The 20,987-nt window shown below is 60.7% G+C and carries 16 protein-coding genes and 2 tRNA genes; 5 read left to right on the top strand and 13 right to left on the bottom strand.

What is annotated here, in order from left to right:
• Positions 1–33: 33 nt before the first annotated feature.
• The 12 genes from carB to rpsF all read right to left on the bottom strand — a co-directional run bounded on the left by carB (position 34) and on the right by rpsF (position 14,805).
• Positions 34–3,348, bottom strand: coding sequence for a carbamoyl-phosphate synthase large subunit (gene carB, locus DXD39_RS05900; protein ID WP_117803458.1), 3,315 nt, complete (start codon positions 3,346–3,348; stop codon positions 34–36).
• Position 3,349: 1 nt separating this feature from the next.
• Positions 3,350–4,789 (bottom strand): glutamine-hydrolyzing carbamoyl-phosphate synthase small subunit, encoded by a 1,440-nt coding sequence (gene carA, locus DXD39_RS05895; protein ID WP_117803457.1) that lies wholly within the window; start codon positions 4,787–4,789, stop codon positions 3,350–3,352.
• A 207-nt stretch (positions 4,790–4,996) separates the two neighbouring features.
• Positions 4,997–5,962, bottom strand: coding sequence for a hypothetical protein (locus tag DXD39_RS05890; protein WP_117803456.1), 966 nt, complete (start codon positions 5,960–5,962; stop codon positions 4,997–4,999).
• Positions 5,963–5,981: 19 nt separating this feature from the next.
• Positions 5,982–7,754 (bottom strand): ABC transporter ATP-binding protein, encoded by a 1,773-nt coding sequence (locus tag DXD39_RS05885; protein ID WP_117803455.1) that lies wholly within the window; start codon positions 7,752–7,754, stop codon positions 5,982–5,984.
• A 225-nt stretch (positions 7,755–7,979) separates the two neighbouring features.
• Positions 7,980–8,675 carry an NUDIX domain-containing protein gene (locus DXD39_RS05880; protein WP_199570719.1) on the bottom strand — a complete coding sequence of 232 codons (696 nt, stop codon included), beginning with the start codon at positions 8,673–8,675 and terminating at the stop codon, positions 7,980–7,982.
• A gap of 21 nt (positions 8,676–8,696) precedes the next feature.
• Entirely contained in the window at positions 8,697–10,001 is a 1,305-nt protein-coding gene (gene purD, locus DXD39_RS05875) for a phosphoribosylamine--glycine ligase (protein ID WP_117803454.1), read from the bottom strand.
• Positions 10,002–10,119: 118 nt separating this feature from the next.
• Complete coding sequence (locus DXD39_RS05870; RefSeq protein WP_117803453.1) at positions 10,120–11,406, bottom strand: adenylosuccinate synthase; 1,287 nt, start codon at positions 11,404–11,406, stop codon at positions 10,120–10,122.
• 93 nt (positions 11,407–11,499) lie between these two features.
• The gene (gene dnaB, locus DXD39_RS05865) at positions 11,500–12,897 is read right to left on the bottom strand and encodes a replicative DNA helicase (RefSeq protein ID WP_117803452.1); all 1,398 of its coding nucleotides are present in this window, start codon (positions 12,895–12,897) and stop codon (positions 11,500–11,502) included.
• A gap of 219 nt (positions 12,898–13,116) precedes the next feature.
• Positions 13,117–13,656 carry a 50S ribosomal protein L9 gene (gene rplI / locus DXD39_RS05860; RefSeq protein WP_089572584.1) on the bottom strand — a complete coding sequence of 180 codons (540 nt, stop codon included), beginning with the start codon at positions 13,654–13,656 and terminating at the stop codon, positions 13,117–13,119.
• 15 nt (positions 13,657–13,671) lie between these two features.
• A complete protein-coding gene (gene rpsR, locus DXD39_RS05855) occupies positions 13,672–13,938 on the bottom strand; it encodes a 30S ribosomal protein S18 (RefSeq protein WP_006235829.1) in 267 nt (88 codons plus the stop codon).
• Positions 13,939–14,010: 72 nt separating this feature from the next.
• Positions 14,011–14,463: a single-stranded DNA-binding protein gene (locus tag DXD39_RS05850; RefSeq protein WP_006235830.1), complete on the bottom strand. Its 453-nt coding sequence runs from the start codon at positions 14,461–14,463 to the stop codon at positions 14,011–14,013.
• A 48-nt stretch (positions 14,464–14,511) separates the two neighbouring features.
• The gene (gene rpsF, locus DXD39_RS05845; protein ID WP_006235831.1) at positions 14,512–14,805 is read right to left on the bottom strand and encodes a 30S ribosomal protein S6; all 294 of its coding nucleotides are present in this window, start codon (positions 14,803–14,805) and stop codon (positions 14,512–14,514) included.
• A 505-nt stretch (positions 14,806–15,310) separates the two neighbouring features.
• Here rpsF and DXD39_RS05840 point away from each other — a divergent pair.
• The 5 genes from DXD39_RS05840 (at position 15,311) to DXD39_RS05820 (ending at position 18,966) form a co-directional block, all read left to right on the top strand.
• Positions 15,311–15,401 (top strand) — tRNA-Ser (locus DXD39_RS05840).
• A gap of 48 nt (positions 15,402–15,449) precedes the next feature.
• Positions 15,450–15,540 (top strand) — tRNA-Ser (locus tag DXD39_RS05835).
• Between the two features lie 273 nt (positions 15,541–15,813).
• Positions 15,814–16,821 (top strand): hypothetical protein, encoded by a 1,008-nt coding sequence (locus DXD39_RS05830; RefSeq protein ID WP_117803451.1) that lies wholly within the window; start codon positions 15,814–15,816, stop codon positions 16,819–16,821.
• Between the two features lie 221 nt (positions 16,822–17,042).
• Complete coding sequence (locus tag DXD39_RS05825) at positions 17,043–17,714, top strand: trimeric intracellular cation channel family protein (protein WP_117803575.1); 672 nt, start codon at positions 17,043–17,045, stop codon at positions 17,712–17,714.
• Between the two features lie 106 nt (positions 17,715–17,820).
• Complete coding sequence (locus tag DXD39_RS05820) at positions 17,821–18,966, top strand: polymer-forming cytoskeletal protein (RefSeq protein WP_117803450.1); 1,146 nt, start codon at positions 17,821–17,823, stop codon at positions 18,964–18,966.
• Between the two features lie 129 nt (positions 18,967–19,095).
• Here DXD39_RS05820 and typA read toward each other — a convergent pair whose 3' ends face one another.
• Positions 19,096–20,934 carry a translational GTPase TypA gene (typA, locus tag DXD39_RS05815; protein WP_117803449.1) on the bottom strand — a complete coding sequence of 613 codons (1,839 nt, stop codon included), beginning with the start codon at positions 20,932–20,934 and terminating at the stop codon, positions 19,096–19,098.
• Positions 20,935–20,987 lie beyond the last annotated feature (53 nt).

The raw sequence follows: 20,987 nt of genomic DNA, 5'->3' as shown, positions 1-20,987 counted from the left end.
CTCGGCCCCTCCCGCCCCGGCCGGCCAGGTCAACTACACCGCGTACTGCGGCAGGTCCTGCAGGGCGATGACGTCCATGCCCATGTCGTTGGCGCTGCCGTGACCCTGCTGGTCCTCGCGCACCGCCTCGATGGCACTCACGTACGTGTTGGCCGCAGACATCGCCGTCACGCAGGTCACGCCGCGGCGCACGGCCTCGGTACGCAGCAGGTAGCCGTCGCCGCGCGAACCCGGACCATACGGCGTGTTGATAATTACCGCGATCTTGCCGTCGGCGATGAGGTCGCCGATGTTGGGACGCTCGCCGTCGTGCGGGCCGCTGATCTTTTCCACGATTTCGCACGTCACGTTGCCGCCGCGCAGCACGCGCGCCGTACCCTCGGTGGAGCAGATATCAAAGCCCAGGTAGCGCAGGATACGGGCAACCGAAAGAATATGCCGCTTATCGCGGTCGCACACGCTGATGAACACCTTGCCGGCGCTCGGGTCGGGCAGCTTGTAGTCAATCGCCAGCTGCGTCTTGGCGTATGCCTCGGGATAGCTCTTGGCAATACCCATGACCTCGCCCGTCGACTTCATCTCGGGCCCCAGGATAACGTCGGCTCCCGGGAAACGGCCCCAGGGCATAACGGCTTCCTTCATGCAGAACCAATCGAGCTGACGTTCGTCGCTCGGCAGGCCCAAGCTCGCGATGGAATCGCCCGCCATGATACGTGCGGCACACTTGGCGAGCGGCACACCGGTGGCCTTGGAGATAAACGGCACGGTACGGCTTGCGCGCGGGTTGGCCTCGATCACGTAGACGGTCTCGCCCTTGATAGCGTACTGCACGTTGACCAGGCCGCGGACTCCCAGCGCCATCGCGATGCGGCGCGTGGTCTCGCGGAGCTTCGCCTGCAGGCTCTCGCTAAAGCTGAACGGCGGGATGCAGGTCGCAGAGTCGCCGGAGTGAATACCGGCCTCCTCGATATGCTCCAGAATGCCGCCGATGTAGACCTCTTCGCCATCGCACAGGGCGTCGACATCGGACTCGATCGCACCCTCCAGGAAGCGGTCCAGGTATACCGGGTAGTCGGGGCTAATGCGCGCAGCCTCGGCCATGTAATCGCGCAGATGCTCGGCATCGTAGGCGATCATCATGCCGCGGCCGCCCAGCACGTAGCTCGGACGCACCAGCAGCGGGTAGCCGATGTGCGCGGCTACGGCCTCGGCCTCCTCAAACGAGGTTGCCTGGCCCGCCGGCGGATACATAATGCCCAGCTTGTCGAGCAGGGCGGCAAAGCGCTCGCGGTCCTCGGCAAAGTCGATGGCATCGGGCTTGGTGCCCATGATGTTCACGCCGCTTTCCTCGAGCATGCGCGCCAGCTTGAGCGGGGTCTGGCCACCGAGCGTCACCACGACGCCGTCGGGACGCTCAACATCGATGACATCCATGACGTCCTCGTAGGTAAGCGGCTCAAAGTACAAGCGGTCCGAGGTGTCGTAGTCAGTCGAGACGGTCTCGGGGTTGCAGTTGACCATGATGGTCTCGAAGCCGCGGGCCGCCAGCGCGTAGCTCGCGTGCACGCAGCAGTAATCGAACTCGATACCCTGGCCAATGCGGTTGGGGCCGGCGCCCAGGATCATCGCCTTGGGCTTGTCCGCCGGCGTGGTCTCGTCGGGAGCCACGCACTTCTTGGCATCCGGGCTCGTGCGGTAGATGTTCTCGTACGTCTTGTAGTGGTACTCCGTGGCGCTCGAGAACTCCGCAGCGCAGGTATCGACCGTCTTCATGCTGGGGACCACGCCCAGACCCTTACGGTAAGCGCGCACAAAGCGCTCGTCCGAGCCGGTCAGCGCGGCAATCTCGGCATCGCTCGTGCCATACTGCTTGAGCAGGCGCATCGCATCGGCGTCAATGTCCTCCACGCGCAGGCCGCGGATGCTCTCCTGAACCTGCACCATATCGTTGATACGGTTGAGGTACCACGGATCGATACCGCAGATGGCATGGATGCGCGCGACATCCCAGCCACGGCGCAGGGCCTCGACCACAAAGCAGATGCGGTGCTCGGTCGGGGTGCCCACGGCCTGGGCGAGCTCGTCGTCGCTCAGCTTGTCGGCACCTTCCTTGCCACCGGTGCAGATGCCCTGGTGACCGTCCTCCAGCGAGCGCATGGCCTTGCCGAAGGCCTCCTCAAAGGTGCGGCCGATCGCCATAATCTCGCCCACGGCCTTCATGCGCGTGGTGAGCGTGGGGTCGGTACCCTTGAACTTCTCGAAGGCAAAGCGCGGCACCTTGACCACGCAGTAGTCAATCGTGGGCTCAAAGCAGGCAGGCGTTGCCTTGGTAATGTCGTTGACGATCTCGTCGAGCGTGTAGCCCACAGCCAGGCGCGCGGCGGCCTTGGCGATGGGGAAACCCGTGGCCTTGGAGGCCAGCGCGGACGAACGGCTCACGCGCGGGTTCATCTCGATGACAATCAGGCGGCCGGTGTTGGGGTTCACGGCAAACTGCACGTTGGAGCCACCGGTCTCGACGCCGATCTTCTCCAGAATGGCGAGCGAGGCCACGCGCATGCGCTGATACTCAAGGTCGGAGAGTGTCTGCGCCGGCGCCACGGTGATGGAGTCGCCGGTGTGCACGCCCATGGGGTCGAGATTCTCGATGGAGCACACGATGATGCCGTTGCCGGCGTGGTCACGCATGACCTCCATCTCATACTCTTTCCAACCCTCGATGGACTCCTCGACCAGCACCTCATGGGCAGGCGAGAGCTCAAGGCCCTGGCTCACGATGGAGACGAGCTCCTCGTGGGTGTGTGCGATGCCTCCGCCGGCGCCGCCGAGGGTAAAGCTCGGACGCAGCACGCAGGGATAGCCCACGCGCTCGGCGATAGCCTCGGCGTCGGCCACGCTGTAGGCATAGCCCGAGCGCGCAACCTCCAGGCCGATCTCGGCCATGGCCTCGTTAAAGAGCTTGCGGTCCTCGCCGCGCTCGATAGCGGCCAGGTCGCAGCCGATCATCTCGACGCCGTACTTGTCGAGCGTACCGTCTTTCGCCAGCTCAACAGCGGCGTTCAGACCGGTCTGGCCACCCAGCGTGGGCAGCAGCGCGTCCGGATGCTCTTTCTTGATTACGCGCTCGATAAACTCGGCGGTGATGGGCTCGACATAGGTGCGGTCGGCCAAGCCCGGGTCGGTCATGATGGTCGCCGGGTTGGAGTTGACCAGGATGACCTCAAAGCCATCCTCCTTGAGCACCTTGCAGGCCTGGGCGCCGGAGTAGTCGAACTCGCAGGCCTGGCCAATAACGATGGGGCCCGAACCAATAACGAGGATGCGCTTGATGTCAGTACGTTTCGGCATGTTAGTTCTCCTCGGTCGCAGCGTTCTCGGACTCGGCGAAATTCCAGCCGGCGAGGCGGTCCTTCGCGGTGTCGATGTCCAGGTAGTTCTCCTCGCCGTCCATGAGTCGCGTAAAGGCGGTAAAGAGATAGTGGGCATCGGTGGGGCCAGGCGAAGCCTCGGGGTGGTACTGGACCGAGAAACACGGGGCGTCGAGCAGCTGGATGCCCTCGGCGGTGCCGTCGTTGAGGTTCACATGTGTCAGGCGAATGCGACCAAAGCGCTCGTTCATCACGACCGGCGCGATGCCGCGACGCACCCAGGCGCGCAGGTCACCGTCGGCCGCATACTCGGTTTCGCCGCCGGAAAGCTCCGGAATCAGTTTGCCCAGACTGGGGAACAGCAGGCCAAAGCCGTGGTTTTGCGCGGTGATCTCCACGCGACGGCTCACCAGATTCATGACCGGCTGGTTACCGCCACGGTGACCGAATTTAAGCTTTTCCATTTGGGCGCCGCAGGCCAGGCTGATCATCTGGTGACCGAGGCAAATGCCAAAGACCGGCACCTTGCCGATCAGCTGCTGTACCTGCTCATAGGTCTCCACCACGGCATCGGGGTCGCCGGGGCCGTTGGACAAAAAGACGCCATCGGGATTCATGTCGAGCACCTGCTGGGCGGGCGTATCCCACGGCACGACGGTGAGATCGCAGCCGGCACGGACCAGGCCCTCCAGAATACCGCGCTTCACACCGCAGTCGTAGGCGACCACTTTGTGACGGGCAGGAGCGGCAGCCGCAAGCGCAAAGTCATGCGTGGCAGGCAGGTCGGCGGCCACAAACTCGTGAGGCGCGGGGCAACTTACGGTCTTGACCAGGTTCTCGCCTACCAGCGTGGGCGCAGCGGACAAGCGCTCGGCAAGCTCGTCGACGTCGAAGATCTCGGTCGAGATAATGCCCATCTTGGAACCATTGTCGCGCAGATGGCGCACCAGAGCGCGGGTGTCGATACCCTCGATAGCGACGATGCCGTGAGCGCGCAGGTACTCCGGCACGCTGACGGCCGAGCGCCAGTTAGAAGGCGTGGCGCACATATCGCGAACGATCATGCCGCGCATAGCCGGAGCGCTCGCAGGGCGCACGGCGTCGCCGGGGAAGGCCGACTGGACATCGGTCTCGTCGATACCGTAATTGCCGATCTGCGGATAGGTCATGGTTACAATTTGGCCGGCATAACTCGGGTCGGTCATGACCTCAAAGTAGCCCTCGAGCGAGGTGTTGAAGCAGACTTCGCCGGTCGCGGTGCCCTCGGCGCCGCATGCACGTCCATAAAAAATGGTCCCATCCTCAAGATACAGGATACAGGGACCGCAGGTGCCCTTGCTGGTTTTGGCCAGCATACGCTGGCAAAGCTCGCTGGGCGCGAAGGTGCAGGCGGCAGCGCCCGCGGTATGGTTGTTCGCCATAATTCTCCTTCCCGGTCTCACAGGACCGGCTTAAAGGTGTGTAGTTAGGCCTCGCGGTATTGTAACCGCAAGCATGCCTCATGGCGTTAATTTCATCAAATTGTTTACGAAATGATAATTATGACTTTCTATGCATAATGATTATTTAATCCCCGTCCCAGAAAAATCATCCCGCGGGGCTTGTGGCTCACGCGGGATGATGGCGTCTTACTTTTTCTTGTCCTGTTCCAGCAGATCGGACGGTGAGCGATCGGGCTTGCCGCCGCGGAAAATCTCGCGGCCATGCAGACGATGCTCCAGGTCACGTTCGGCCTTTTCCTCGTCAATCTTGGTCTGGCTCACCACCGGGTCCTCGATCAGCGACGAAACCGAGTTCACCTGTTTTTGAATGCGCTCGGCAATGGTGTCGTCCATGCTTACGATGCGCATCTTCCAGTCGATGCTCGTGGCGTTGGATGAGCTCTTGGTCCACACAAACGTCAAAATGGCGCTCTGATGACCCCGCGCGGGAAACATGCCAAAGAAGGAATCGTGCTGAATGTTGCTATCCTCGTCGATATAGGCGTGAACGTTATACACCACGCGGTCGATCTTATCGTTGAGCAGCGCGTTGGTCGCAAGCGCAGCGGCCTGAATCTGCCCGTTGGACAGCAGCTCGAGCTCGTTGGCAGACGATGTGTCCAACACCGTCACCTCGACCGTGCCCGTACGCTCATCAGCTTCATCGACGGTAAAGTCGAGCGGGAACTGCGTAAAGCCGTTGCCCCACTCAAGGCCGCCCTTCAGCGCCGTCGAAACGGTATCCAACGAAACGCTCTCGGACAGGTTGGCGGTATTCAGACGGCGCATCACGCCGTAGCCGATCTGCATGCCCACGATCAGCACCAGAATACCGATGACCACGGCCATCGCGGTCTTCGTAATGGTATGGCTCACCTGCGAGCCCGAAGGATCGTCCTCGGACAGCGGGTCGATATGTTTTGCCTGGCTCGCGCGGTCCTCGCTGCGCAGCTGCGCTAGCGCCGCTTTGTCACCGCGCTTGGCCGCAGCCTCCTTCTCACGCATGCGCTCGGTTCGCTTTTTGGCAAGCGTGGGATCCAAGACACCGGATGCATCGATTTCGGAGAATAACTCCGTCACTTCTTCCGGAGTCAAAGGGTTCTTGTCAGCCATAAACTTCCTGTCATATCAATCAGTCGAGCTCGTGCGCACGCGCACCTTCGAACTGCATTCGATAGTAACGGGCATAGGTGCCGCCACGGGCGAGAAGCTCCTCGTGCGTGCCACGCTCCACAACGCGACCATGCTCAACGGTCGCAATCTCATCGGCATGCTTAATAGTCGAAAGACGATGGGCAATGATAATCGTGGTGCGGCCGCGTGCCAGCTCTTCGAGTGACTCCTGCACCGCCTCCTCGCTCTCGTTATCCAAAGCACTCGTCGCCTCGTCCAAAATCAGGATCTTGGGGTTCTTGAGAAACACGCGCGCAATGGCAACGCGCTGCTTCTGTCCACCCGAAAGACGGCTGCCGCGCTCGCCCACCACGGTGTCGTAGCCCTGAGGAAGCGATTCGATAAAGGTATCGATATTGGCGCGGCGGGCAGCCTCGGCAATTTCTTCCGCCGTAGCGCCCGGCTTGCCGTAGGCGATGTTCTCGCCGATTGTTCCGTCAAACAGGTAGACATCCTGCTGCACCAGGCCGATGGCGCGGCGCAGGCTCTGCTGCGTCACATCGCGCACGTCCTGACCGTCGATGCTAATGGATCCGGCAGCCACGTCATAAAAGCGCGGCAGCAGCGAACAGGTCGTGGACTTGCCACCACCCGAAGGGCCAACCAAAGCGATGGTCTGCCCGGGCTTGATGGACAGATTCATATGGTCGATAACGGGACGCTCTTCGGCATCACCCTCGCCCAGCTCAACATCCTCGTAGTTAAAGCACACGTCGTGATAATCCACGGCGCCGGCAGTCACCTGCAGATCCGTAGCGCCCGGCTTGTCCTGGATATCCGGCGCGGTCGAGAGCACCTCGTCCATACGCTTAAAGCCGGCGATGGCCTTCTGATACGTTTCGGCCGAATTGACGAGTGTCTCGAGCGGCGTGCAGAACAGCGAAATATAGAGTGCAAAGGTCGCCATATCGACCGCCTGCAGCTGTCCCTGGGCGACCAGCCAGCCGCCCAGCAGTACCACGATCACATAGAGCACACCCGAGAGCAGGCCATACGTCGCAGTATAGACGCCCATGGCGTGATACATGTTCTCCTTGGACGAAAGATAGCGATTGTTGGAGGCGCGGAACTTAGAGCGCTCGGTCTCCTCATTGGCAAAGCTCTTGACCACGCGCATGCCCGCCAGCGAATCCTGCAGCTGTGCATTGATGCCGCTGATCTTTTTGCGATTGTCGCTAAAGACCTCGCGCATGCGCATGTTCTGCCAAAACATGATGACCGAAAACGCTGCTGTCACCGCAGCCATGGCAAGCGCCAGCACCGGGGCGATGGTAAAGAGGATCACAAACGAGCCGATAATCTCGATGCCGCAGATGATGATCCACTCGGGCACGTGGTGCGCCGCCTCGCAGATATCGAACAGGTCGTTGACCACGCGGCTCATCATGTCGCCCGAGCTGTTGCGATCGAAGTACGCAAAACTAAAGCGCTCGTACTGGTCGAACAGGTCCTCGCGCATCTTGGACTCCATGCGCGCGCCCATCACGTGGCCCCAATAGCTCACAAAATAGCGGCAGGCGCAGCGGACGGCATACATCAGCACCAAGCCCACCGCGATCATGCCGAGCGCCTGCATAATGGCAGCCTGACCCTGAGTAAATAGCCCACCGGTCAAATTGCGCAGGATAATGGGGAACGCCAGGTCAATGGCGGCAAGCACCAGAGCGCAAACAGTATCAGCAACAAAAAGCCCCATCTGGGGCTTGTAGTAAGAAAGAAACCTCTTCAGCATAATCACCTTACGCGGTTTTACCAAACCGCGTTTCGTCTCGACGCTGCAAGTGCTCCATTTGGACAATCTGGCCTTCAATCGTCGGTCGCGTATATCCATACGCTTCCCTCCTCTTTTAGGCCACCTTGTCTCAAATGGAGCACTTTCGCTGACTCATACAAACCTGCGGGATCATAACCCCGCTTCAACAAAATTGGCTAAATGACCCAGGGGCCATCCCGCTCGTTACAGTTCGGCTCCACCAAGTCGATGCGCGATGCTATCGCAGGCCAAGGCGCCCACGACGGTCTTGGCATCTTCGATCTTGCCGTCGAGCACGGCGTCGATCAGCTCGTGCAGCGGCACCAGGTCAACGTTGACAAACTCGTCATCGTCGGGGTTGGGCGCATCAAACTCCAACTTGGTAGCCAAGTAGATGTGAATGATCTCGTCGCAAAAACCGCAGGACGTGACAATCGACGTCAAAAAGCGAATGCGATCAGCCCTAAAGCCCGTCTCCTCATGCAGCTCGCGTTTGGCGCAATCGAGCGGGTCCTCGCCTGGATCGAGCTTGCCGGCGGGAATCTCGACCGTCACGCGGTCGATAGCGGTGCGGTACTGACGCACCAGTACGATCTTGCCGCTCTCGGTCAGCGCTACAACGGCCGCCGCACCCGGATGGCGAACGATATCGCGGGCGCTGCGGCGACCGTTGGGCAGCTCAACCTCAAGACGGTGGACGTCGAGGATCTTGCCCTTCCAGGCGCACTCCTCCGAAAGAATCTTCTCGTGCAGCTCGGCATCGTGCGGGTCGTCGTCGCCCAGCACCAGCGCCGGCTCGTCAGCGACCTCGCCGCCAGGCTCGCCCTCGGCGTGCCCATACATGCGGCTGCCCTCTTCAACGATCTGCGCATCCACGAGCTCTTCGTTCTTCTCGTCCATCCGTCTCATTCCTCTCGGATTTTAGGCATCCCAGGCGTCGCGGCCGCGCAGCGCGCGCAGGCCGATGTCGTGGCGCAGGGTCTTGCCTTCAAAATCAATCTTCTCGCAGGCCTCGTAGGCAAGGTTGCGAGCGTTCTCGAACGTGTCGCCCAGAGCGGTCACGGCAAGCACGCGGCCACCATTGGTCACGAGCTGGCCGTCCACCATGGCAGTGCCCGCGTGGTACACGGTCACGTTCTCCATGGCCTCGGCGTCGGCGATACCGGTGATGACCTTGCCCTTCTCGTAGCTGCCGGGATAGCCCGCGCTCGTCAGGACAACGGCCACAGCCCACTCGTCACGCCAGTCGAGCTCAATCTGATCGAGCTCGCAGTTGGCGCAGGCCAGCATGACCTCAACCAGGTCGTTCTTAAGGCGCGGCAGCACGACCTGCGTCTCGGGGTCGCCAAAGCGGGCATTGAACTCCAGTACCTTGGGACCGGCAGGCGTGAGCATAAAGCCGCCGTACAGGCAGCCGCGGTAGTCGATGCCCTCGGCGGCAAGCTCAGCCACGGTCTGCTCCATGACCGCCACCATGGTGGCGTGTTCCTCGTCGGTCACGATAGGCACCGGGCTGTAGACGCCCATGCCGCCGGTGTTGGGGCCCTTGTCGCCCTCGAGCGCGCGCTTGTGGTCCTGCGAGGTGGCCATGGGGCGCACGGTCTTGCCGTCGGTAAAGGCCAGCAGCGAGCACTCGGGACCAACAAGCATCTCCTCGATGACCACGGTGTTGCCGGCATCGCCAAAGGTGCCGCCAAAGCACTCGCGCACGGCCTCCTCGGCCTGCTCAAGTTCGGTCGCCACGATAACGCCCTTGCCCGCGGCAAGGCCGTCGGCCTTGACGACCAACGGAGCGCCCTGCTCACGCACGTAGGCGAGAGCCGAAGCCTCGTCGGTAAACGAGCCGTAGGCTGCCGTCGGAATGCCCGCACGCCCCATGAGCTGCTTGGAGAACAGCTTGGAGCCCTCCATCTGGGCGCCCTCGGCACCCGGGCCAAAGCAGGGAATACCCGCCGCGCGCACGGCGTCGGCCACGCCCGCCACGAGCGGAGCCTCGGGGCCAATTACCACGAGTCCGCATCCGTGGCTCTGCGCAAACGCCGCCACGGCCGCAGGATCGCAGTCGTCGAGAACAACGTTCTCGCCGCAGCTCGCGGTGCCGCCGTTGCCCGGCGCGATGTAGAGCTTGCCGGCGCGCGGTGATGCTGCGAGCTTAGCTGCCAAAGCATGCTCACGGCCGCCGCTGCCCAACAACAGGATGTCGATGGTTTGAGTGTCCGCCTTCAAGGGTGCCTCCTCTATGGATGAATGGCCCGCTCCGCGCGAGCCCTTTGCAAGCAAATATACCCCTCAGCCGCCCACTTGGGCTGCAAAGGGGTATATCGCAATAACCGAATGGTACCGATTACTTCCAGAATCGGTTGATGATCTGCTCGCGACCGGCGCCGACGCCAATGAACGTCACGCGGGTGTGTGCCAGATCCTCGATAAACGCCATGTAGTCCTGAGCCTCCTGCGGCAGCTCGTCAAAGCTGCGGCAACCGGTGATGTCGCACTTCCAGCCAGGGAGCTCCTCGTAGACGGGCTTGGCATGCTCAAAGCGCACCTGATGCTCGGGCACGCTGGTGTAGCGCTCGCCATCGACGTCGTAGGCCACGCACACCTTGATGGTGTCGAAGGCCGAAAGTACGTCGAGCTTGGTCACGGCGATGTCGGTGAGGCCGTTGACGCGCGAGGCATAGTTGGCGATAGGGCCGTCAAACCAGCCGCAACGACGACGGCGACCGGTGGTCACGCCGTACTCATAACCCTCCTCGGTCAGCGTGTGGCCAGCCTCGGACTCATAGGAAAGCTCGGTGGGCATGGGGCCCGAACCGACGCGGGTGATATAGGCCTTCATGACGCCCAGCACGCGGTCGACGTTCTTCATGCCCACGCCGGAGCCGGTGATGGCGCCGCCGGCGGTGCAGTTGGAAGACGTCACGTACGGATAGGTGCCGTGGTCGATGTCGAGCAGCGTCGCCTGGGCGCCCTCAAACAGCAGATCCTTACCCTCATCGATCATGTTGTTGAGCAGCAGGCTCGTTTCGGTGATGTAGGGACGCAGGCGCTCGGCCATCGGCAGGTACTCGTCGCAAATCTGGTCCGCGGTGTAGGTGGGCAGGCTGTAGATGAGCTCGAGCTCGGGGTTCACGCGGGCGAGAGCGGTCTCCAGCTTGTCGCGGAACAGCGCCTCGTCCAGCATGTCCTGCATGCGCAGGCCAATGCGGGCCATCTTGTCCTGATAGCATGGACCGATGCCGCGCTTGGTGGTACCGATATTCTTCTTGCCGAGCTTCTGCTCAAAGGCACCATCCAGATCGATGTGGTACGGCATGATGACATGCGCGTTGCCGCTAATCTTGAGGTTCTTGGTGGTGATGCCGTCGGCCTCGAACATGTCGATCTCCTCAAGGACAACCTTGGGGTTAACGACGCAGCCGTTACCGATCACCGACACGTGGTCGGAATACATGATGCCGGAGGGCACCTGGTGCAGGCCGTACTTCTTGCCGTTGACGACGATGGTGTGACCGGCGTTGTTGCCGCCCGAGTAGCGCACGACGGCATCAAAGTCGCCGGCGACCAGGTCGCAAATCTTACCCTTGCCCTCATCGCCCCACTGGGCACCGACCAAAACGGTTGACGGCATGTTTACTCCTTACATTCATGGACTGTCTGCGCGCCACGCCGGCACGCAGAAGCACAAAACATTCCCAGTATACCCGTGCAACGGGCGCCTGTCCTACTCCTCGGCATGTGCCCCATCAAGCTCATAGAACTTGGTGGATGCCGGCAGGAACATCAGGTCGACGTCGCCGATCGGGCCCGAACGGTTCTTGGCCACGACGATACGCGTAACGCCCTCGTCGGGTCGATCGTCGCGCGAGGCCTCGGCCTCGTCGGCGGAGCGGTCCAAGAACATGACGATATCGGCGTCCTGCTCGATGGAGCCCGATTCACGAAGGTCGGAAAGCTGCGGGCGCTTGCCGGTACGGGATTCGACCTGACGCGAGAGCTGTGACAGCGCGATGAGCGGGATCTTGAGCTCCTTGGCCATGATCTTCAGACCACGCGACATCTCCGAAACCTCGACGGTACGGCTCTCGGAGCGGCGTCCCGGCGGAGGACTCACCAGCTGCAGGTAGTCCAGGATGATGATGGCCTTCTCCTTGTTGTGGAGCATACGGCGGCTCTTGGCGCGGATCTCGGTCACTGTGGTGCCGGGCGTATCGTCAATCAGAATATCGAGCTTGGACAGCGTCTGCGTGGCCTCGTTGATATTGGCCCACTGCTCGGGGCTAATGCGGCCCATGCGAAAGTCACTGATCGAGATCATGGCGTAGGCGCAGGTCAGACGCTGGGCAATTTCCTTGCCCGACATCTCCAGCGAGAAGAAGCCGACGGTATAACCAGCGGCGGCAGCGTTGAGCGCCAGATTCAAGGCGAACGACGTCTTACCTACAGCAGGACGGGCGCCGATAATGATGAGCTGGCCCTCGCGAAAACCCATGAGCATGCGGTCGAGCGACGGGAAACCCGTGGGCACGCCCGCAGCCTGGCCGCCGGCCTGGCATACTTCCTCGGCCTCGTTATAGGCCTCGACCATAAACTCGGTCAACGTCTTGTAGCTCGACTTGACCTCGCGCGCCGTGACCTTGAGCAGCTTGCTCTCGGCCAGCTCCACGACCTCCTTGGTGTCGGTAGGGGCGTTATAGGCCAGCGCGTTGATCTCGTTGGTGGCACCGATCAGCTCGCGCAGCATCGAGTCGCGACGGACGATGGCGGCATGGTGCTGCCAGTTCACGAGCGACAGGGTCTGACCCATCAGCTCCAAAATGTAGGCCTCGCCGCCCACGGCATCGAGCTTGTTGATGCTGCGCAGGTAATCGATCAGCGAGATGGAGTCGATGGGAATGCGGCTGTTGTACATATCGACCATCGCGGTATAGATGGTCTTATGAATGGGCCGGTAGAAGTCATCGGGCTGCAGCTCGACCTGGGCCTCCTCGACCACCTCGGGCGATAGCAGCATAGCGGCCAGTACATTGGCCTCTGCATCTTGGTTTTGGGGAAGACCCAACTTTGAGCCGCGGTCCTCGACCGTCAGCCCGGTCTCCCTATCGTCATATGCCATGAGCATCCTCATTCATATCGCTTGCGAGCATCCATAGTATCAGCCACGGTCCCAAAACGCGCCGCGCGCCGCCAATCATTACCGAACCAAACGGATGAACGGTCCTGTATATAGGACTTCGACGCAATGTTCACCATGACACTCACTCAGCGCAAAAAAACAAAAGGGCGCCCTGGTTTCCCAGAGCGCCCTTCTTAGAACAAGATTGTTGCGTTGCAGCAAATGCTACTCGGCAGCAGCCTCAGTCTCGACCTCGGCGGTCTCGGCCTCGGCGACCTCAGCGGCCTCCTCGACCTCAGCCTCGGCAGCGAGCTCCTCGGCGGTAACGCCGACGAGAACGACAACCTCGGCCTTGATCTCGCGGTACAGCGAGATGGCAACGGTGTGGGCACCGGCAACCTTGATGGGCTTACCGAGCTCGACGCGCTTGCGGTCGATGTCCATACCGAGCTGAGCCTTGATGGCGTCAGCGATCATAGCGGCGGTAACAGAGCCAAAGAGGATGCCCTCGTCGCCGACCTTGACGTCAACGGTGACCTGCTTGCCCTCGAGGGCAGCCTTGGTCTCGTTGGCGGTAGCCAAACGGACGGCCTCGCGCTTGGCGATGTTGTTGCGACGCTCGTCAAGCTGCTTGAGGTTGCCCTTGGTGGCGGCAACAGCGAGCTTCTTGGGGAACAGGAAGTTCTCAGCGTAACCCTGAGCGACCTCTACGACGTCACCCTCGCCGCCCTTGCCCTTGATCTCATCGAGAAGAATAACCTTCATGATGCGTCTCCCTTCTTAGCCGCGGTCGCGGTTGCCACGAGAGGAAACCACGGGGACGGTGTACGGCAGGAGAGCCATCTCGCGGGCGCGCTTGATGGCGTTGGCGATGTCATGCTGATGCTGCGTGCAAGCGCCAGTGACGCGACGGGGCTTGATTTTGCCGCGGTCGGTCATGTACTTACGGAGAAGCTGAGTGTCCTTATAGTCGATGAACTCAGTGTTCTCCTTGCAGAACTGGCAGTACTTACGACGCGGCTGACGTGCAGAAAAATCATTAGCCATGTCAAAATACCTTTCATTTGGCAACTTCGGCGAACCGAAGCCGCCTCTCACTCAAAAATAGGTGAACAACCCTTAGAACGGGATGTCCTCATCGTAGACGTCGACCGCGGGCGGCGTAGCCACGGGTGCGGCAGGACGTGCTGCGGGCGCGGGAGCTGCGGGGGCGTAACCGCCCTGATCGTAGCCACCCTGGCCACCGCGGGAGCTCATAAACTCGATCTCATCGACGATGACCTCAAGCTTGCTCCGGCGCTGACCGTCGCGCTCCCAAGAGCTGTAGCGCAGCTTGCCCTCGATCGCGACCTTGTTTCCCTTTGCCAGGAAACGGCTCACGGCCTCGGCGCGGGTGCCGAACATGGTGCAGTCGACAAAGTTGGGATAGTCCTCCCACTCGCCAGTCTGCGCGTTGCGGCGACGATCGTTCACGGCGACGCCAAAGGACAGAACCTGGGTTCCGCCGGCGGTGGCGCGCAGCTCGGGATCGCGGGTGAGGTTACCGGTGATGTTCACTCGATTGATGCTCATAACTCACTACTTCCTCTTGGGGCACAAGCCCAGTCCAAAACGACAGTCTTACTCCTGGTCGTCACGACGGACGATCATGTGGCGGACCACAGCGTCGGTGATGCGCAGGACGCGATCAAGCTCGGCGATCTGGGTAGGATCTGCGTGGAAGTTGATGAGGGTGTAGTCACCATCGGTGAGGTCGTTGATCTCGTAGGCGAGCTTGCGCTTGCCCCACTCGTCAACGGAGTCGACCTTGCCAGCGCCCTCAGCGATCGTGGTATCGATACGCTTCATAACAGCGAGACGAGTCTCGGGGTCGAGCGACGGGTCAACAAAGAACAGCAGTTCATAAGCCTTCATATTGTCACCTCCTCTGGGCAAATGTGGCTTCAGGTCGTGAAGGTGCGCCTGAAGCAGGAAAAGACTTGGTAATAATATCTTTCAACCTCCCAGGCCGCAAGAATATGCAGCTACAACCTCATGACCTCCACATATGTCCATGCTCACACGGCACTTCATGCGCATTCCAACCAAATGCTGACCAAATGCTTGACGGATCTGTGTTCAAGATACGGTGCCGTGGGGACAAGCTGAGCCAAGCCGCAGGTCAGCGGGCACAAGGCTGTGGTCGCAAAATGCATACCAGTGGCCCACAGCACCACCCAAAGATTTTTAAATTCATTGCCAAGTCGCTTATGAATACCCTTTTTTGAACAATTGAGTTGATCAACCACGCTGGTCGGAAGCCGTTTTTTGGGACCTCAAGCCCCACTGCAGCGCCAAGCACGGCCAAGCGTTTTAAAAAATGCCAACTTTTCTGTTTGCACTTTGCGATTCCTCGTGTATACTGACTTTCGCATTTAACGGAGAGTTGTCCGAGTGGCCGAAGGAGCACGATTGGAAATCGTGTAGGCGTCAAAAGCGTCTCCAGGGTTCAAATCCCTGACTCTCCGCCAGTTAATTCCAAAGCAGGCCTTTGAGCCTGCTTTGTTTTTACCCCACGCGGAGGGGTGGCAGAGTGGTTGAATGCGGCGGTCTCGAAAACCGTTTGGCCTGTATAAGGTCACGAGGGTTCGAATCCCTCCTCCTCCGCCATTTTGGTTGAGAAAGCTCCCGAAAACGGGGGCTTTTTTGTTTAGAGTCCCTTACAAGCAAATACGGCGGAGGAGGAGGGATTCGAACCCGCCCCTCCCTCAAAAACATGTACATCACCCTCCAAAAACGACATTTCTCGACATCTTTGGAGGCTGGTGTACACCTTTGCATATTATGCTCGGCGGACGATCGACCGTTTTGCCTGCATCCGGTATATTTCCCCACCTCAACGGACATAAGAGTTGGGTATCGACTCAGAGCGAGAGGTCCCCAATGGATACCCCTGTTCTCATTTCGCATAAAACTGCATGGCTCGTCCATCACGCGCCACAAGGCCTGGTTCAAGCGGTCGCGCAACACGACTACCAGATAGGCGCAAGAGGTCTCTCCACCCAGCAACGCATCGCGCGCATACGACAGGCCCTCACCGACTGCGGCATTCCGCCCGATATGTTCAAGACTATCGATATCTCCGTAGTGTTTGCTTTCGAGCGAATTCGCACCAACGGTGTCACTTGCCATGTTCTCGGCCAAAGCCTACCCTACGGCCATATTGACGAGCTTACGCCCGGCATCTTTATCACCGACGAAGCCTTCACCTTCGTGCTCGCCGCCGAGTGGATGGATAGAATCGAATACCTCGAGTATGGCTACGAAGTTTGCGGCGACTATCGCATGGGCCTTAATCCCTCTGACCCTTATACCGAGCAACCAGCAACCACCTCCAAGGATGAAATTGTCGAGCTGCTCGATCAATACCCCGGCAAACCCGGTGCCACACGCGCGCGACTCGCGCTCAGACATGTCTACGACCACTCGGCCTCGCCTATGGAGACTGCATCGGCAATCGCCCTTTCACTTCCGACAAGCGAAGGCGGCGTTGGCATTCGAGGCATCGAGCTCAACCGACCGCTCGAGATCCCTCAACGTCTTTGGCATTGCACCAAAGCCCAAACACTCAAAATCGATGCCCTCATTACCTATAAGCGCAGAGAGCTCGGCATCGAATATAAGGGTGGCTTTCACGACGAGACTGGCCGTAAGGGAGCAGATGCGGAACGCGAAGCTGTGCTCGCCCAAATGGGTTATCGCATTGTCACACTCACCTCAGCGCAATTTGCCAGTCAACTCGCTTTTCACCGTGCCATGAACAATATCCGCGAAGCACTCGGTATGCCCCGCTGCACGGATGCCGAGTATCAGCGAAAGCAAAACGAACTGCGAAAGGCACTTATCCGCAACTGGAAGGGCACGAAGGACATAGAGACGCCCTCCGAGTAACGTCGCCCGCTCGGCGCGCGCCAAAACATGTACATCATCCGCCAAAAACGACATTTTTCGACATCTTTGGAGGCTGATGTACATGTTTGGTACCCATGACCGTTCCCAGTCCCGACCGTTTACCGAGCAATAGGGTCGCCACGCCCGCCAACCATGTACTATGTACGGGCATTGTCTAAACCCGCAACCAAAAGGACCCCATCTTGCCCGTCGTCGCCGCTATGACCGTTACCTCACACGCCACGGATGCCATGGTCGCTATTCCGTTTTGGCTCGAGATGTTCGCTGTTGTCGCTGCATCGATCTCGGGCGTGCTGGTCGCGCGCGAGCACAAACTCGACCTGGTAGGCGCCGTCGCGCTCGCTGTGGTCTGCGGACTGGGCGGCGGTCTTTTGCGCGATATGACGCTGCAGGTGGGCAACGTCTACATCCTCAACCAGCCGATGGCGCTCCCGCTTTCCATTGCCACGGCGGCCATCATCTATATTTTCCCGGCAATCGTCGACAAACCCGAAAAACTCATTCCCCTGCTCGACATCATCTCAGTCGGCATCTACGCCGCCACTGGAGCAGACAAGGCGCTGGTCTACGGCTTTGCGCCGGCGGTGTGCATCATGATGGGCTTTTTCACCGCGGTGGGCGGCGGCATGCTGCGCGACAGTTTTATGGGCGTGGTACCGGGCATTTTCCAGCGCACCAACTTCTATGCCATCGCAGCCATCGCCGGCTCGGCGAGCTATGTATGCCTTGTCATGAGCGGCATCGTCAGCAACATCACCGCGTTGATCGTATGCGTTGCGGTAACCATGGGGCTGCGCTGGCTGTCGCTGCGTTTTGACATCAAAAGCCCCACCGAAGAGGACATCGCGCGCTTTTTGCACCACAAAAAGTAGATTGCGCGGGCTCATCCTTCGAAATGCAACCGAGAGGTTCTTTTAGAGCGCCCACGCGTTGGGTACCCTGTTAGGTGCATATCGAGCATCTGACGAAGGATTCACTATGCCCCACAATCAATTCCCGTCGACCCAGCGCCGTAAAGCGTGGGGCCGCATCACCATCCTATTCGCGCTCATCGCTCTGGCGCTCACCGCGCTTCCCACGGCGTCGTTCGCCGGCACAGACACCGCAGGCAACGTGCTTGCGACCGACAATGACGCCAATTCGTCCGGCGTCGAAGGTGACCTGTACTGGGCAGGTCAGGCCCTCAACTTGGACGATGCGTCCATCGGCCGCGACATAATTGCAGCAGGCGAGAGCCTCTCCATCCGCGACTGCACGGTGGGCGGCGCCGTCCGCTTGGCGGCGCGCACCATCGACATTGCCAAGACTACGGTTGATGGCAGCGTGACCGTTGCCGGCCAGCATGTCGTGCTCAATTCCGACAGCACCGCCAACTGTTTCTATGCGATAGGCGAGACGGTCGCCCTGCGCGGCTCCGCTAAATCGGCGGCGCTCGCCGGCGACACCGTTACCATCGATGGCACCGTCGATGGCGATGTTGAGGTCTGGGCCGACAAGCTCATCCTGGGCAAAAACGCCTGCATCACCGGCACGGTGAGCGCCCACGTCTCACAGGATCCCGAGCGGGCAGAGGGTGCCCAGGTCGGAGCCCTCAAGATCGACCGCACCGAGAACGAGAACACCTCTACGGTTAACGACACCATCGGCGGCATCGTCGCCGCAGCGCTCTCGACCTGCTTTATCGCCCTGTTGCTCGAGCTCGTCTTTCCGCGTGCGACCGCCAGCGCCGCCGGAATGCTCCACCAACGTCCCACGCCCCTGTGGGTGAGCGGTCTTTTGGGCACGATTGCTATCGTCCCCACCGTCCTACTGCTGATTATCTCTATCGCCGGCCTGTCGCTTGCCGGAACCCTCATGTGCGCCGTGATCGGCATCGCGCTGGTCTCCACCGCTTTTGCTGGCTGCGCGATCGCCCGCATGGTCGGACACAACCAGAACCGCTATGCCATGGCAGCCGTCGGCGGTGTGGCCGCAGGCGCCCTCACAGGACTCCCCCTCATCGGCGACTTCATCAGCGGCGTGGCCTTTGTCTTTATGCTCGGCTACGTCATCCAGATCATCTGGCGCAACGCCCACCTCAAGCCGCAGCAGCCGGCTAACACGCCAGGACTCCCCACCGCCTAACCACCAATCACCGCAAAGGGGACAGGCACCTTTGTGGTTGTGAAGGCCTTCTCAATCCCCGTGCACCAAAAAGGGCGCCGACCATTGCGGTCGACGCCCTTTCTTATTGGCAGTTATAAGCCCCAGCGCTTATTTGTTGACCTGACCGGCACGGACGGCGGCCTTCTTGCGGTCGGTGGCATTGAGCAGACGCTTGCGCAGGCGAATATTCTTGGGAGTGATCTCCACCAGCTCGTCATCGGCGATGTACTCCAGCGCCTCCTCCAGCGAGAAGGTGCGGGGCGGCACCAGCTGCACGGAAATATCGGAGGTCGAGGAACGCTGGTTGCCCAGGTTCTTGGTACGGGCGATGTTGACGACCATGTCGCCGGCCTTGCTGCGCTCGCCCACGATCATGCCCTCGTAGCACTCGGTGCCCGGCTCAACAAACAGCTGGCCGCGCTCCTGCAGCGTGCCCAGGGCATAGGCAACGGCCTTCTCGGTGGTCATGGAGATCATGGCACCGTTCTGACGGTTGCCGATCTCGCCGGCGTAGGGACCGTACTCCAGGAAGGTGTGGTAGAACACGCCCTCGCCGTGGGTGACGTTCATGATGCGGTTCTTAAGGCCCATGATGCCACGCGTCGGGATCTTAAACTCAAGGTGCGTCACGATGCCCGAGGTATCCATGCTCGTCATGATGCCGCCGGAGGTGCCGAAGACCTCAACGACCTTGCCCGAGTACTCGTCCGGGCACTCGACGACGGCCTGCTCGACAGGCTCCATCTTGTTGCCGTTCTCGTCCTTCTTAAACAGAACGCGGGGACGGCCGACCTGGAACTCAAAGCCCTCGCGGCGCATGGACTCCATCAGGACGGACAGGTGCAGGATGCCGCGGCCCGAGACCTCGACGCCGCTCTTGTCCTCGAGCTCCTCGATCTTCATGGTCACGTTATTCTCGGCCTCGTTGAACAGGCGCTCCTTGAGCTGGCGGGCGCCCACGATGTCGCCGTCGCGGCCGACGAGCGGGGAGGTCGAAGCCTCAAAGACGATGGACAGGGTCGGCGGGTCGATCTCGATGGGCTCGAGCTCGACGGGGTTCTCGGGGTCGGTGTAAACATCGCCGATATCGGTGCGGTCGATGCCCACAACGGCGGCGATGTCGCCGGCGCCGACTTCCTGGCACTCGGTGCGGCCCAGGTAGTCGAAGGTGAAGAGCTGCTTGACGGTAGCGCTGGCGCTGGAGCCGTCGTTCTTCACAACCAGAATCTGGTCGCCCTGGTGAATGGCACCGGAATACACGCGACCGATGCCGATGCGGCCAACGAAGTTGGAGTGGTCGATGGTCACGCACTGCATGGCCAGCGGGGCGTTCTCGTCAACCTCGGGCGCGGGCATGTCGTCGATGATCATGTCGAGCAGCGGATACATGTCCATGTTGCCGTCGTTGGGGTCAAGGCGGGCAAAGCCGTTCATGGCGCTGGCGTAGACGACGTGCTCCATGGCGAACTCGAGCTGGTCGTCGGTGGCGCCTAAGTCGGCCATGAGGTCCAGGCAGTCGTTGTAGGCCTTCTCGGGGTTGGCGCCCGGACGATCGATCTTGTTGATAACGATCATGATCTTAAGGCCGGTGTCGATAGCGTGACGCAGCACGAAGCGGGTCTGGGGCATGGGGCCCTCAAAGGCGTCGACCAGCAGCAGGGCGCCGTCGGCCATACGCAGCACGCGCTCGACCTCGCCGCCAAAGTCGGCGTGGCCCGGGGTGTCGATGACGTTGATCTTGACATCCTTGTACTCGATAGAGATGTTCTTGGCGAGAATCGTGATGCCGCGCTCGCGCTCCTGGTCGTTGGAATCCAGGACACGGTCCTCGACCTGCTGGTTGGCACGGAAGGCGTCCGTGGCACGCAGGAGCTTGTCGACCATCGTCGTCTTGCCGTGGTCGACGTGGGCGATGATGGCGATGTTCCTCAGATTGTCTACGCGCATGTAGTTCCCCTATCTTCTATCCATATACAAACGGCACGCGTATGCGGCCCGCC

The sequence above is a fragment of the Collinsella sp. TM04-29 genome, from assembly GCF_003466565.1.
Taxonomy (GTDB): Bacteria; Actinomycetota; Coriobacteriia; order Coriobacteriales; family Coriobacteriaceae; genus Collinsella.
This window is presented reverse-complemented; position numbering and strand designations above follow the sequence as displayed.

Bases quoted from the DNA above. Each gene is read 5' to 3' on its own strand.
- DXD39_RS05825 (WP_117803575.1), top strand. From the start codon at position 17,043: ATGACCGTTACCTCACACGCCACGGATGCCATGGTCGCTATTCCGTTT.
- DXD39_RS05885 (WP_117803455.1), bottom strand. From the start codon at position 7,754: ATGCTGAAGAGGTTTCTTTCTTACTACAAGCCCCAGATGGGGCTTTTT.
- DXD39_RS05830 (WP_117803451.1), top strand. From the start codon at position 15,814: ATGGATACCCCTGTTCTCATTTCGCATAAAACTGCATGGCTCGTCCAT.
- DXD39_RS05850 (WP_006235830.1), bottom strand. From the start codon at position 14,463: ATGAGCATCAATCGAGTGAACATCACCGGTAACCTCACCCGCGATCCC.
- carA (WP_117803457.1), bottom strand. From the start codon at position 4,789: ATGGCGAACAACCATACCGCGGGCGCTGCCGCCTGCACCTTCGCGCCC.
- carB (WP_117803458.1), bottom strand. From the start codon at position 3,348: ATGCCGAAACGTACTGACATCAAGCGCATCCTCGTTATTGGTTCGGGC.
- rpsF (WP_006235831.1), bottom strand. From the start codon at position 14,805: ATGAAGGCTTATGAACTGCTGTTCTTTGTTGACCCGTCGCTCGACCCC.
- rpsR (WP_006235829.1), bottom strand. From the start codon at position 13,938: ATGGCTAATGATTTTTCTGCACGTCAGCCGCGTCGTAAGTACTGCCAG.
- rplI (WP_089572584.1), bottom strand. From the start codon at position 13,656: ATGAAGGTTATTCTTCTCGATGAGATCAAGGGCAAGGGCGGCGAGGGT.
- DXD39_RS05880 (WP_199570719.1), bottom strand. From the start codon at position 8,675: ATGGACGAGAAGAACGAAGAGCTCGTGGATGCGCAGATCGTTGAAGAG.
- DXD39_RS05890 (WP_117803456.1), bottom strand. From the start codon at position 5,962: ATGGCTGACAAGAACCCTTTGACTCCGGAAGAAGTGACGGAGTTATTC.
- DXD39_RS05870 (WP_117803453.1), bottom strand. From the start codon at position 11,406: ATGCCGTCAACCGTTTTGGTCGGTGCCCAGTGGGGCGATGAGGGCAAG.
- DXD39_RS05820 (WP_117803450.1), top strand. From the start codon at position 17,821: ATGCCCCACAATCAATTCCCGTCGACCCAGCGCCGTAAAGCGTGGGGC.
- typA (WP_117803449.1), bottom strand. From the start codon at position 20,934: ATGCGCGTAGACAATCTGAGGAACATCGCCATCATCGCCCACGTCGAC.
- dnaB (WP_117803452.1), bottom strand. From the start codon at position 12,897: ATGCTCATGGCATATGACGATAGGGAGACCGGGCTGACGGTCGAGGAC.